18 protein-coding genes are annotated in these 11,947 nt (G+C 63.7%); 12 read left to right on the forward strand and 6 right to left on the reverse strand.

Annotation, left to right across the window (positions count from 1 at the left end):
- Positions 1 to 51 precede the first annotated feature (51 nt).
- A complete protein-coding gene (locus MB02_RS06480) occupies positions 52 to 684 on the forward strand; it encodes a TetR/AcrR family transcriptional regulator (RefSeq protein WP_170304649.1) in 633 nt (210 codons plus the stop codon).
- Here the strand turns inward: MB02_RS06480 and MB02_RS06485 are convergent, their stop codons facing one another.
- The 4 genes from MB02_RS06485 to MB02_RS06500 all read right to left on the reverse strand — a co-directional run bounded on the left by MB02_RS06485 (position 685) and on the right by MB02_RS06500 (position 3,131).
- Positions 685 to 1,119, reverse strand: a complete 435-nt coding sequence (locus MB02_RS06485; protein WP_067534951.1) for an OsmC family protein — start codon at positions 1,117 to 1,119, stop codon at positions 685 to 687.
- A 57-nt stretch (positions 1,120 to 1,176) separates the two neighbouring features.
- On the reverse strand, positions 1,177 to 2,376 hold the full coding sequence (spt, locus tag MB02_RS06490; protein WP_067534357.1) for a serine palmitoyltransferase: 1,200 nt from the start codon (positions 2,374 to 2,376) through the stop codon (positions 1,177 to 1,179).
- Positions 2,377 to 2,383: 7 nt separating this feature from the next.
- Entirely contained in the window at positions 2,384 to 2,626 is a 243-nt protein-coding gene (locus tag MB02_RS06495) for an acyl carrier protein (RefSeq protein ID WP_067534362.1), read from the reverse strand.
- A gap of 115 nt (positions 2,627 to 2,741) precedes the next feature.
- Positions 2,742 to 3,131, reverse strand: coding sequence for a response regulator (locus MB02_RS06500; RefSeq protein WP_067534955.1), 390 nt, complete (start codon positions 3,129 to 3,131; stop codon positions 2,742 to 2,744).
- A 122-nt stretch (positions 3,132 to 3,253) separates the two neighbouring features.
- Between MB02_RS06500 and MB02_RS06505 the strand changes: the two genes are divergently transcribed.
- From MB02_RS06505 to MB02_RS06525, 5 genes are read left to right on the forward strand one after another with little or no spacing between them, the layout of a single operon-like run.
- Positions 3,254 to 3,481, forward strand: a complete 228-nt coding sequence (locus MB02_RS06505) for a DUF3572 family protein (RefSeq protein ID WP_407919330.1) — start codon at positions 3,254 to 3,256, stop codon at positions 3,479 to 3,481.
- Complete coding sequence (locus MB02_RS06510) at positions 3,478 to 4,104, forward strand: HAD family hydrolase (protein WP_067534367.1); 627 nt, start codon at positions 3,478 to 3,480, stop codon at positions 4,102 to 4,104. Before MB02_RS06505 ends, MB02_RS06510 begins: the two co-directional genes overlap by 4 nt.
- Positions 4,101 to 4,562 (forward strand): RidA family protein, encoded by a 462-nt coding sequence (locus MB02_RS06515; protein WP_067534370.1) that lies wholly within the window; start codon positions 4,101 to 4,103, stop codon positions 4,560 to 4,562. The genes MB02_RS06510 and MB02_RS06515 overlap by 4 nt, the downstream gene beginning before the upstream one ends.
- Positions 4,534 to 5,316, forward strand: a complete 783-nt coding sequence (locus MB02_RS06520; RefSeq protein WP_067534373.1) for a glycerophosphodiester phosphodiesterase family protein — start codon at positions 4,534 to 4,536, stop codon at positions 5,314 to 5,316. The genes MB02_RS06515 and MB02_RS06520 overlap by 29 nt, the downstream gene beginning before the upstream one ends.
- Before the next feature lie 26 nt (positions 5,317 to 5,342).
- Positions 5,343 to 6,464, forward strand: coding sequence for a GNAT family N-acetyltransferase (locus tag MB02_RS06525; protein ID WP_067534958.1), 1,122 nt, complete (start codon positions 5,343 to 5,345; stop codon positions 6,462 to 6,464).
- A gap of 33 nt (positions 6,465 to 6,497) precedes the next feature.
- Here the strand turns inward: MB02_RS06525 and MB02_RS06530 are convergent, their stop codons facing one another.
- Positions 6,498 to 6,806, reverse strand: a complete 309-nt coding sequence (locus MB02_RS06530; protein ID WP_407919331.1) for an SEL1-like repeat protein — start codon at positions 6,804 to 6,806, stop codon at positions 6,498 to 6,500.
- Between the two features lie 320 nt (positions 6,807 to 7,126).
- Between MB02_RS06530 and dksA the strand changes: the two genes are divergently transcribed.
- The 4 genes from dksA (at position 7,127) to MB02_RS06550 (ending at position 10,086) form a co-directional block, all read left to right on the forward strand.
- Positions 7,127 to 7,585, forward strand: coding sequence for an RNA polymerase-binding protein DksA (gene dksA / locus MB02_RS06535; protein ID WP_067534965.1), 459 nt, complete (start codon positions 7,127 to 7,129; stop codon positions 7,583 to 7,585).
- 114 nt (positions 7,586 to 7,699) lie between these two features.
- On the forward strand, positions 7,700 to 8,074 hold the full coding sequence (locus MB02_RS06540) for a PilZ domain-containing protein (RefSeq protein WP_067534376.1): 375 nt from the start codon (positions 7,700 to 7,702) through the stop codon (positions 8,072 to 8,074).
- A 68-nt stretch (positions 8,075 to 8,142) separates the two neighbouring features.
- Positions 8,143 to 9,621: an ABC transporter substrate-binding protein gene (locus MB02_RS06545; RefSeq protein ID WP_067534377.1), complete on the forward strand. Its 1,479-nt coding sequence runs from the start codon at positions 8,143 to 8,145 to the stop codon at positions 9,619 to 9,621.
- 33 nt (positions 9,622 to 9,654) lie between these two features.
- Positions 9,655 to 10,086 (forward strand): DUF4112 domain-containing protein, encoded by a 432-nt coding sequence (locus MB02_RS06550; RefSeq protein ID WP_235829444.1) that lies wholly within the window; start codon positions 9,655 to 9,657, stop codon positions 10,084 to 10,086.
- A 46-nt stretch (positions 10,087 to 10,132) separates the two neighbouring features.
- Here the strand turns inward: MB02_RS06550 and MB02_RS06555 are convergent, their stop codons facing one another.
- Positions 10,133 to 10,741, reverse strand: a complete 609-nt coding sequence (locus tag MB02_RS06555) for an HNH endonuclease (protein WP_067534378.1) — start codon at positions 10,739 to 10,741, stop codon at positions 10,133 to 10,135.
- Positions 10,742 to 10,862: 121 nt separating this feature from the next.
- Here MB02_RS06555 and gluQRS point away from each other — a divergent pair, with 121 nt between their 5' ends.
- A complete protein-coding gene (gene gluQRS, locus MB02_RS06560) occupies positions 10,863 to 11,705 on the forward strand; it encodes a tRNA glutamyl-Q(34) synthetase GluQRS (RefSeq protein ID WP_067534379.1) in 843 nt (280 codons plus the stop codon).
- Between the two features lie 5 nt (positions 11,706 to 11,710).
- Positions 11,711 to 11,941 (forward strand): HIG1 domain-containing protein, encoded by a 231-nt coding sequence (locus MB02_RS06565; protein WP_067534381.1) that lies wholly within the window; start codon positions 11,711 to 11,713, stop codon positions 11,939 to 11,941.
- Positions 11,942 to 11,947 lie beyond the last annotated feature (6 nt).

Consider the following 11,947-nt stretch of genomic DNA (forward strand, 5'->3'; position numbering starts at 1 on the left):
CACAGCCCACGGGAACCGGCGGGTCCGCCCCGCGCCGCAGGGAGGGAAGGTTTGGCAGGACCGGAAATTCTCGACGAGCCACGGCGCATGCGGGTGATCCACCATGCGACCCGCATTTTCATCGAACGCAGTTTCGAAGCGGCGACGGTCGAGGAAATCGCTCTGGCGGCGGGGGTGGGCAAGGCGAGCGTGTACCGCATGACCGGCGACAAGGCCGGATTGCTGGACGCCGTGATGGCCCATGCCGCCGATCACATGATTTCAGCCTGCGGTGTGGCGCTCGATCCTGCGCGGCCGGCGCGGGAAATGCTGACGCAATTCGCGCAATCCTATATCCAGGCGATGTATCGCCCCTTCGCAGGTGGGCTGCCGTTCTATCAGGTGGCCAGACTGATGATCGCGGCAGGTTTCGAGCGGCCCGAAGTGATGCGCGATTTCATCGCCGCCTATCGCGACAGCGGCGTTCGCCCGCTGACCGCTTACCTGCAGGCAAGGGCCGACGCGGGCGAACTGGGGACCGTGGACGAGCGGGACGCGGTCACGTTCTTCCAGATGGTCTTCTATACCGATCAGGCGCTCGCCTATAACGAGACAGCGCCGGAGCCTTCGGAAATCGCCGTGATGGCGCAGTACCGGGTGGACCGTTTCCTGAACGGCTGCGCACGGCGGCCGGACGGGGATTAATCACCCTTCGAATGAGGCGATTTCCAGCGAAATTTCGGCATTCAGCAGCTTGGAAATCGGGCAATTTGCCTTGGCTCCACTGGCGATTTCGTCGAATTTCGCGCGCTCGATGCCCGGTACTTTCGCGGTCAGGGTCAGGTCGGACCGGGTGACGGAAAAGCCGTCCCCATCCTTGTCCAGCGTCACTTTCGCCTTGGTTTCCAGCCTTCCGTCAGTAAACCCCGCGCGTTCCAGCGCGAAGGACAGCGCCATGGTGAAACAGCTCGCATGGGCGGCAGCGACCAGTTCTTCCGGGTTGGTCCCGGCACCGTCCTCGAACCGTGTCTTGAAGCCATAGGGCTGATCGGACAGCACGCCGGACCCGGTGGAAACGTGGCCTGCCCCGCCCTTGCCGAGCCCTTCGTAAGTTGCACTGCCGGTCTTTGTGATCGCCATGGTCGTGTCTCCTTCTGTCATGGAAAGAGATGCGTCAGACCAGCGAATGTTCCCGGATCAGATGATCCCTGTGGCTTTCCCGGCGCGTTCGAACATGGCGAGAATCGTCTGCACCTGTTCGGACGAATGTTCGGCACAGAGCGAACAGCGCAGCAGCGTCATATTCGCGGGCGTGGCCGGGGGCCGGGCAAGATTGACGTAAAGCCCCTCTCTCAGCAGGGCTTCCCACATTCCCGCGCCGCGTTCCAGATCCGGCATGATGACCGCGATGATGGCGCTTTGCGGCACGTCGGTCCCGAGCTGGAAACCGAGCGCTTTCAATCCGGCGTGCAGCGTGCGCGAGTTTTCCCACAAGTGGGCGCGCTTGTTGCTGCCGTGCATCAGCTTGCGAATCGAGGTGGCGGCCGTGGCGACCACGCTGGGCGGCAGGCTGGCAGTAAAGACGTAGGGGCGGCAGACCAGCCGCATGATTTCGAATTTCGGATGGTTCGAGACGCAGAAGCCGCCGACGGTCCCCACGCTTTTCGAAAAGGTGCCGATCACGAAATCGACCTGATCGAGCACGCCCTGATCCTCTGCGACGCCGCGGCCGTTGGGCCCGATGAAACCCATCGAGTGCGCTTCGTCCACCAGCACCATCGCGCCGTTTGCCTTCGCCACGGCGATCATGTCCTTCAACGGAGCAATGTCACCCATCATCGAATAGACGCCTTCCAGCACGACCAGCTTGCCCGCGCCTTCGGGGATCCGGCGCAGCCGCTTTTCCATGGCTTCGATGTCGTTGTGCTTGAACGGCACGATCTGCGCGTTGCCGAGGGAGCAGCCGTCCCAGATGGACGCATGGCTGTCGATGTCGAGAACGATGTAATCGTCCTTGCCGGCGATGGTGGAAATGATCCCCAGATTCGCCTGGTAACCGGTGGAAAACACCATGGCATGATCCATGGCGTAGAATTCCTTCAGCGCGTCTTCCACTTCACGGTGGCCCTGATAGGTCCCGTTGAGCACGCGGCTGCCGGTGGTGCCGGAGCCGAAGTTGTCCAGCGCATCCTTGCCCGCCTGGATTACGTCCGGGTCGAACGTCATGCCCATGTAATTGTAGGTGCCGAGCAGAATCGTCTCGCGCCCGTTGCAGATCGCCCGCGTGGGGGAGAGGACTTTCTCCATCACCAGATTGAACGGGTCTTCCACCCCGCTGGCCAGCAGGGTTTCGCGCTGCTGGATCAACGGGTCGAATTTCGAAAAGAGGTCGGTCATTTCCCGGTCAGTCGCCCTGCAACTTGCATACGGCGTCGACCAGCTGGCCATAATTTTCGATTTCGGCCTGCTGGTTCATGCTGATGATGATGTCGAATTCATCTTCGATCGCGGCGACGAAATCCATCACCGTCAGGCTGTCGAATTCGAGATCGCCGGCAAAAGTGGTGGTGTCGTCAATCGCGACTCCCTTCTTGTTGAAGGGTTCGATCAGGCCGCGGATGCGGGTGTCGGTCTGGGCACGGTCCATGCGGAGGGCTCCTAAAGCATCGTCCCGAAAAGTGGGAGCCGGTTTGACGGCGAAAACGACGCGATGGCTATGAAACAGGTGAATGCGGCGCAAAAGGGGCGATGTGCGCGAATTGTCAAGCGGCGGCTTCCTGTCCGCGCCCTTCCAGCAGCCCGCGGACAGCCGTCATGAACGGGCCGATCGACACCGGTTTGGCCAGGTATCCTTCGGCCCCGGCTTCGCGTATCCGCTCTTCGTCTCCCTTGCCGGCATAGGCGGTCACGGCCAGCACCGGGGTGTTGCGCAAGGCGGTGTCGCGCTTCATTTCGGAAATCAGGTCGAGCCCGGAAACATTCGGCAGCTGGATGTCCATGATGACGAGATTGGGCACGAAATCGCGCGCACGCGGCAGGGCGGTTTCCCCGTCGGCTACGGGCTCGACAGAAAAACCGTTGGCGGCGAGTACGTCGCAGAACAATTTCCTGTTGAGATCGTTGTCCTCGACAACGAGGATACGTTTCATCATCTTGCCCCTGTCGCTTCCCGCCCCCATGTCGGGAGCGTCGCAGGCGGTTTACGTGTCCTGAAAGGCGGTGACAAATCATTTACGATAAGCAACATGGCGCGGCGGACCCGCAGGCGCTGGCATTGGCGGCGCTGGGCTGGATATTGTCCGATGAGGCGCGGGCGGACCGGTTGCTCGCGTTGACCGGCCTCACGCCCGATGCCCTGCGCGGCGGGCTGGGCGATTCCGCAGTACTGGGGGCAGTGATGGATTTCCTTGCCGCGCACGAACCCGATCTGGTGGCAGCCGCGGAAACCCTGGGGGTTCAGCCGGAAACACTGGCCTTGGCCGGAAGGGAGCTGGCCCGATGAGCCGCCCGTTGCTGGTATCCGATTGCGATGAAGTGCTGCTGCACATGATCGCCCATTTCCGCCAATGGCTGGACGAGGATCTCGATATCGAGTTCCGGCTGGAAGGGCATGATTTCGCCAATTCCATGCGCCACAAGGATGGCCGCAAGCTGGAGCTGGAAGATATCTGGCCGCTGTTCAACCAGTTCTTCGACAATGAAATGCACCGCCAGACGGCGATCGAAGGCGCGGTCGAGGCGCTGAACGCGCTGGCACAGGATGCCGATGTGGTGATTCTCACCAATCTGCCCGATCATCGGCGGGAAGACCGCATCCGCCAGCTTGCCGACCACGGTATCCATGCGCGGGTTTTCACCAATCAGGGTCCGAAAGGTCCCGCCCTGCGCGCGATCATAGAGGAATACAGCCCGACCCGGACGGCCTTCATCGACGATCTGGCGCAGCATCACGAATCGGCGGCCGGGGAAGTGCCGGGAGTGGTGCGGCTGCACATGGTGGGCGAGCCGACTGTCGCACCGCACATGCCCTGTGCGCATGTCCAGGGCCATGCCCATGCGCGAATCGACCGGTGGGAAGAAGCCTTGCCATGGCTGCGCGAAAAATTGCATGGGACAACGCCATGAGCATCGACAGCAAACTCGCCGAACTCGGCATCGTCCTTCCCGAACCCGCCGCCCCGGTGGCCGCCTATGTCCCGGTCGTGGTCCATGGCGGGCTGGCGCACGTTTCGGGGCAATTGCCCTTCATTGACGGGCAACTCGTGACCGGGCGGCTGGGCGAGGATGTCTCGCTGGAACAGGGCACTGCCGCTGCGCGGGCCTGTGGGCTGATGATCCTGGCGCAGGTCAAGGCGGCGCTCGGTTCGCTCGACCGGGTCGAGCGGGTGGTGAAGCTGGGGGCTTTCGTCAATTCGACCGGCGCTTTCACCGATCAGCCAAAGGTCGCCAACGGGGCGTCCGAACTCATGGCCGAAGTGTTCGGCGATATCGGCCGCCATGCCCGCAGCGCGGTGGGCGTGCCGGTGCTCCCGCTCGGGGCGGCGGTCGAGGTGGATGCGGTCCTTGCTATTCGCGGCGATTGACCACTGGCGGGCTCCGGCACCGCCGCCTGCCAAGGTCGCATGGCTGGCCCGGCATACTTATGCCCATCGCGGCCTGCATGGCGCGGGCCTGCCGGAAAATTCACGCGGCGCGTTTGCAGCGGCTGTGGCCAAAGGGTTTGGCATCGAATGCGATGTCCAGCGCAGCGGCGACGGGCACGCCATGGTGTTCCACGATTGGGAACTTGAACGGCTGACCGGGGCCAGTGGCCCTGTCGGGGATCTCTCCGCAGCGGAACTGGGCAAGATCGTCTTGAGCGGGAGCGAGGAGACAATCCCCACGCTGTCCCAGACACTTGCCCTGGTGCGCGGTAAGGTTCCGATCCTGATCGAAGTGAAATCGCGCGGCGACCGTCACGTCAACGCCCTGTGCCTTGCCGTGCGCCGGGTATTGGAGGGGTATCGCGGGCCCCATGCGGTAATGAGCTTCGACCCACGCGTTTCGCGCTGGTTCGCGATTCATTCCCCACACACGGTGCGTGGCCTTGTCATGACCGAGGAAAATGCCCGGACGGTGGGCGGGCGGCTGCGCAGGCGGCTGGCGCTGTGGCATGCGCAACCGGACTTTCTCGCCTACGACGTGCGCGATTTGCCCAGTGCCTTTCCGGAGGCGCAGCGCAAGCGGGGCCTGCCGGTGCTGACCTGGACGGTTCGCAATGCCGAACTGGCGGGCCGCGCCGGTGACTATGCCGATGCGCCGATTGCCGAGGGGGCAGGGCTGGAGGGCGCAGCGTGAGCGATCGCGATCCTTTGACCATCCGCATGTTCGGCTCGGTCGGATCGCTCGATGCCGGGGAATGGGATGCTCTGGCCGGGCCGGGCAATCCCTTCGTCAGCCACGCTTTCCTGCTGGCGCTGGAGGAATCGGGCAGTGTCGGGCCGGGCAGCGGCTGGGCGCCTGCGCCGCTGGGGATCGAAGGGCCGGACGGCGCGCTGCTGGCCGCGATGCCGGCCTATCTCAAGGGGCACAGCCAGGGCGAATATGTGTTCGACCACGCCTGGGCCGATGCGTGGCATCGCGCCGGGCGCAACTATTACCCCAAGCTGCAGATTGCGGTGCCGTTCACCCCTGCCACCGGGCCGCGGCTGCTGGCCCATGACGAAGGGCTGGCAGCGGCACTGCTGCAGGCGGCGGAGAATGTCTGCGCCGCCCAGGGGCTATCGTCTGCGCATGCGACATTCATCGAACCGGAACAGGTCCCCCTGTTCGAGCGGGCCGGCTGGCTGATGCGCAGCGACATCCAGTTTCACTGGGAAAACCGCGGTTACGCCGCGTTCGACGATTTTCTGACCGAACTCGCCTCGCGCAAGCGCAAGGCGATTCGCAAGGAACGGGCCGCCGCGCAGGACGGTGTGGTCATTCGCAACCTGACAGGCGCGGATATTCGCCCCGAACATTGGGATGCGTTCTGGGTATTCTATCAGGATACCGGCGCGCGCAAATGGGGGAGGCCCTATCTGACGCGCGAGGCGTTCACGCTGCTGGGCGAACGGATGGCCGACCGCATTCTGCTGGTGCTGGCGTATGAGGAAGGCAACGAGGCGGGCGAACCGATCGCAGGCGCGTTGAATTTCATTGGGGAAGAGGCGCTGTACGGCCGCTATTGGGGCTGTACGCGGGACAAGCCGTTCCTCCACTTCGAGCTATGCTATTATCAGGCGATCGACGCGGCGATCCGGTTGGGCCTGAAACGCGTGGAGGCGGGGGCGCAGGGCGGGCACAAGCTCGCTCGCGGGTACGAACCGGTCAAGACGTGGTCGGCGCACTGGATCGTCGATCCGGGCTTCCGCGAGGCGGTGGCCGACTATCTCGAACGGGAACGCGAAGGGATTACTCTGGATCAGCTTCATCTCGGCCGGCACACCCCGTTCCGCAAAGGATGAACCCTGGCGGAAGTGCCGGATGGATGAGGCCGGTCAGGCGGCTTTCAGGCCGGTATGACGGAGCCATTCGCGGGCGCGGCGCTGGGCCTCGGCCACTTCCCGTGCGGTCATCTCGTCAGCGAGGTCGGCCCGGACCCACGATGCTTCCTCGTGCCCTTTCGCAGCGGCGAGGTTGAACCATTTGTGTGCCTCGATCAGGTCCACGGCGGCACCGTGGCTGCCGGTCGAAAAGGCCACCCCGAGATCGAAGTAGGCGGCGATGTCGCCCTGGCCCGCCGCGGCGAGGCAGTCGGCGACGAATGGGCTGGTTTGCATTCCGCCCGCTGCGGCCATGTCGGCCATCTGGTTGTCGATTACCAATTTCATGGTCAGTCCCCTGTTCCGGCGGAGCCAGTCCGCCTGACCACGAACTTCCTCATTTATGGTCAATAAAGAGTTAACGATGCAAAATGGGGCCATTTCGGGATTTGCCGGGCAGGGCGGTGGGCGTTCGGCCACGCTTAATCAGCTTGGGATAAGACAACGGCGAGAATGGCGCTTGTGCGGGAATTGGCGCATCCCTATAGGCGCCTTCAACCGGACCGGCCGCACCATCGGGAAAACTCGAGGTGGCGCAGGAAAATCGCGCCGGGTTGGAGGATGATTTGGATGCGGAGGTCCGTATGGTTACGGTACTGAGTGACGATATCGACATCCTTGCCAAGGCGCGTCGCGCTATCGGCGGGGACTATTTGCCGGGCGAAGACGAAGACTATATGTCCCAGTCGCAGCAGGATTATTTCCGCCGGCTGCTGTCAGAATGGAAGAAACTGATCCTGTCGGCGTCCGCCGGCACGCTTCAGTCGTTGCAGGATGGGCCGATTCGCGAAGCCGATCTGAACGACCGGGCGTCGAGCGAGACGGACTGGGGGATCGAACTGCGCACGCGCGACCGGCAGCGTAAGCTGATTGCCAAGATCGATTCGGCCCTGCGCCGGATCGAAGAGGGTGAATACGGCTATTGCGAGGTCACCGGCGATCCCATCGGTATCAGGCGGCTGATTGCCCGCCCGATCGCCACGATGACGGTCGAGGCGCAGGAAGCCCATGAGCGGCGCGAGAAAGTGTCGCGGGACGACTGAGCCATCTGCTTCGGGCGGATTGGTTGAAGGTTTGTTTACCTCCCCCGGAATATATCCGGGGCTCCGCGTGCCGGGAGGCACGGGGATAACCGTACCACAATCGCAACTGGACCAATGAGCAGCGTCGACACCCGCCAGATACCGCGAGACAGCTTGTTCCTGCTGGCCAATGTGCAGCTGGAAGGCGATACGCAGCCGCGCCGCGTCAAGGTGCGCAACCTGTCCGCCCGCGGGATGATGGCCGAAGGCGATGTCCGCGCGAAACGCGGCCTGCTCGTCTCGGTGGAATTGCGGAATGTCGGCTGGGTCGAAGGTTCGGTCGCCTGGGTGCAGGACAACCGTTTCGGGATTGCCTTCAGCGACGAAATCGACGCGAAGCGGGTTCGCCTGCCGGTGTCGGGATCGTCGGACGATCATGCCCCTCGCTATACGCGCACGCCGATGCAGGTGTTCAATCCGCCATCGCCGGACAAGCTGCGCAAGATTTGATGGCCTGTCGGGCGGACGGCGTCTGGCCTCTGCTTGCTGCCCGGCTGTTTACGGCTTAGGCAATTTCGATGGCGCGCCGTTCCCTCCAGTCCCGTAGCATCCTTGCGCTGGCATTGCTGGCCACCGCGTGCGGCTGGACGGGCGACAGCGGCACTCTCGGCATCGCGTTGATCGGCACGCCCGAGGAAATGTTCCAGAAGGGCGTGCGGCTTTCCCCCGCAGCGCAACAATTGCGCGCGGCGACAGTGGACGGGCTGGTCAGCTTCGATGCAGCGGGGCAGGTCACGCCAGCGCTGGCCGACCGCTGGATCGTGACGGACGACGGCAAAAGCTACATCTTCCGGATGCGTGAAGGCACCTGGCCGGATGGCAGCGAACTGACCGGGGAAAGCGTTCGCGATGCGTTGCGCCGCACCTTGCGTGGCCTGCGCGGGACTTCGCTCGGGCTTGATCTTGCCGGGATCGCGGAAATCAGGGCGATGGCCGGGCGCGTGGTGGAAATCCGCCTGTCCAGCCCGATGCCGGACCTGCTGCAAGTGCTCGCCCAGCCGGAGCTCGCGCTGTACCGCAAGGGCAAGGGCAGCGGGCTGCTGGCATTCGAACAGGACGGCGGCGTTGCCCGGCTGACCCCGGTGGCCCCGGACAAGCGCGGTCTGCCGGCTGTCGAAGGATGGGCCGAAGGCGTGCGCCAGCTCGAAGTGCATGCTTTGCCCGCGCGGCAAGCCATCGCGCTGTTCGACGATGGCGGGGTCGATGTCGTCCTGGGCGGCCATGTCGAGGATCTGCCGCTGGCCGATACGGGGCCGTTGTCGCGCGGGACGGTCAGGATGGACCGGGTCTATGGCCTGTTCGGGCTGCAGGTCCGCTCCGGCGACGGATTTCTGGCCGAACCGTCGAGGCGCGAAGCCGTCTCCATGGCGATCGACCGGGAAGCGCTGGTGAAGCCATTCAATGTCAGCGGCTGGCAGGCAACGACGCGCATAGTCGCGCCCGATATGCCGGGCGATCTCGGGACCAACGGCGAACGCTGGGAAGGGTTGTCGATCGAACAGCGCCAGGCCGAAGCCGCGCGGCGGGTGCGGGCCTGGCAGGCTGACAACGGCGGAGAGGCCGTGTCGCTGACCATCGCGATGCCTCAGGGCCCCGGTGCGGACCTGATCTTCGCAGGTCTGAAAGGGGATCTGGCTGCGGCTGGGATTGTCGCGAAACGGGTCGGGCCGGATGAAAAGGCGCAGCTTGCGATGATCGACCGCGAAGCCCGCTATGCCGGGGCAAGCTGGTTCCTCAACCAGTTCAATTGTTCGTTGAAGCTGGGGCTGTGCTCATCGGTTGCCGATACGCGGGTGCGTGAATCGCTGACGGCGCCGGATGCGGCAAGTGCCGCTGCCTTGCGGGCCGAGGCGGAAGCGGAACTGGCGTCGGCCAATGTCTATATCCCGTTCGGTGCGCCGCTGCGCTGGTCGCTGGTGCGCGGCAACGTGAAGGGGTTCGAACCCAACATCTGGGGCATGCACCCCTTGTCCGCGCTGGCGCTCGCCCCCAGATAGAGTTTCCCCCCAACCGGGGGAAAGGAGACCCGGATGCAGCAACGCGATGCCGCCCGTGCGGCCCGCCCCGCAAGGATGGGGATGCAGATCCCGATCGGCAGCGACCCGCATTCGGTCCGCCAGCGGATCGAAGCGATGGAAAAAGTGATGGAGCGCAGCTTCGTCGTTCCCGGCATCAACCGCCCGATCGGTCTGGATGCCATTATCGGGCTGGTGCCGGTGGCAGGTGACGTGATCGGCGCCGCGATGGGTGCCTATATCGTCTGGGAAGCGCGGAATCTCGGCCTGTCGAAATGGAAACTGTGGCGTATGGCGGGCAACATTGCCGTCGATACCGTGCTGGGAGCCGTGCCGCTGGCGGGCGATCTGTTCGACTTCCTGTTCCGTTCCAATTCCCGCAATCTCAGGATCGTGAAGCGCCATCTCGACAAGCATCATCCCGCCAGCCGGGTAATCGACAGCTAAAAGCCGCGCCGGAAATGCAGGAAATGCAGAAGCTCCACGAAAGGGATCAGGCTTCCAGTTCGACGTCCCAGTAAAGCCAGTCGCGCCAGGTTTCGTGGAGATAATTGGGCGGAAATGCGCGGCCGCGTTCCTGCAATTGCCAGTTGGTGGGGCGAATCGGTGGAACGGCCAGAGGCATTTTTGCCTGTTCCGGTGTGCGTCCGCCCTTGCGCAGATTGCACGGGGCACAGGCAGTGGCGACGTTTTCCCACGTTGTCCGCCCACCCAGGCGGCGGGGCACGACATGGTCGAAAGTCAGATGCTTGGGCGATCCGCAATACTGGCAGCAAAAACGGTCGCGCAGGAACACGTTGAAGCGGGTGAAAGCAGGAAATTCGCTTGGCTTTACAAATTGCCGCAGTGCGATGACTGACGGAATCTTCATATCGAGAGAGGGGGAATGCACCGCTCGCTCATACGTGGCGAGAATGTCCACCCGTTCGAGGAAAACCGCCTTGACCGCCGTTTGCCACGGCCAGAGGCTCAGCGGGTAATAGGACAGGGGCGTGTAGTCGGCATTGAGAATAAGTGCAGGGCAACTGGCTGGATCGCGCAACGGATCGTCATCCGCGCTGCGGAAGCGTGCCACCCTTTCAATCAGTTCGGCCTTGAACATTGAATGCCCTCCCCGATGACGTCATGGGAGCATTTGCAGCAAAAGGCGTCAAGTCTGTGACACAAACTGAATCCACAGGGATTTTCACGATTCGCATGCTGGCGCCGCGAAGGTGCCCCGAATGACGATCCGCACGCGTTTCGCCCCCAGCCCGAATGGCCCGCTGCATCTCGGCCATGCCTATGCGGCTGTGGTCGCGCACGATCTGGCGCGCGAGGCGGGCGGGCAGTTTCTGTTGCGGATCGAGGATATCGACGGTGCGCGATCGCGCCCGGAACTGGCCGAGGCGTTTCGGGCCGACCTGCAATGGCTGGGTCTGCAATGGGATGCTGAATCGGCGCAATCTGCGAATCTGGACCGTTACGCGGCGGCGGGGGAACGGTTGAAGGCAATGGGTCTGCTTTATCCCTGCCGCTGTACGCGCGCCGAGATTGCCGCTGCGGCCAGTAAGATGGGGCCGGACGGGCCAATCTATCCGGGGACCTGCCGTGGCCGGCGTGTCGAACCGGTGGAAGGCGAGGTTGCCTGGCGGCTGGATGTGGACCGTGCGCTGGCGCATACCGGTGCGCTTGTCTGGGAGGATGCGCTGGCCGGCCCGCAAACCGCACGGCCGGATCTGTTCGGTGATGTGGTGATCCTGCGCAAGGAAGCGCCCGCCAGCTATCATCTCGCCGCGACGCTGGATGATGCGGCGGATGGCGTGACGCTGGTCACCCGCGGCATGGACCTGTTCGCCGCGACGCATATCCACCGCCTGTTGCAGGCCTTGCTGGGCCTGCCGGTGCCGCGCTGGCACCATCACCTGCTGCTGGTCGACGCGCAGGGCCGCAAGCTGGCCAAGCGACGTGGCTCTCCGTCGCTGGAAGACAGGCGGACGGCCGGGGAAGACGGGCTGGCGTTGGCTGCGGCGCTGCGGGCCGGCGACTTCCCCGCTGGTATTTCGCTCGGCGAAGGCGTAGGATAATTGGCATGAACTATATTCTCATTCCCCTGCTGATCGTGTTGATGGTGATGGTGGTCGTATCGCTGGTTCGCGGGATCGTGGCATTCATCCAGAGCACGAAAACCGATCTGGACCGCGATCCGGGCAGCGGCGCGACCGAGATGCAGATCAAACAGAACCAGATGATGTTCGCCCGCATCAAGTATCAGGCGCTGGCGATTGTCGTGGTCGCGATCATTCTCGCTGTCGCACGCTGATTCCTT

Source organism: Croceicoccus estronivorus, from assembly GCF_001625325.1.
Classification (GTDB): Bacteria; Pseudomonadota; Alphaproteobacteria; order Sphingomonadales; family Sphingomonadaceae; genus Caenibius; species Caenibius estronivorus.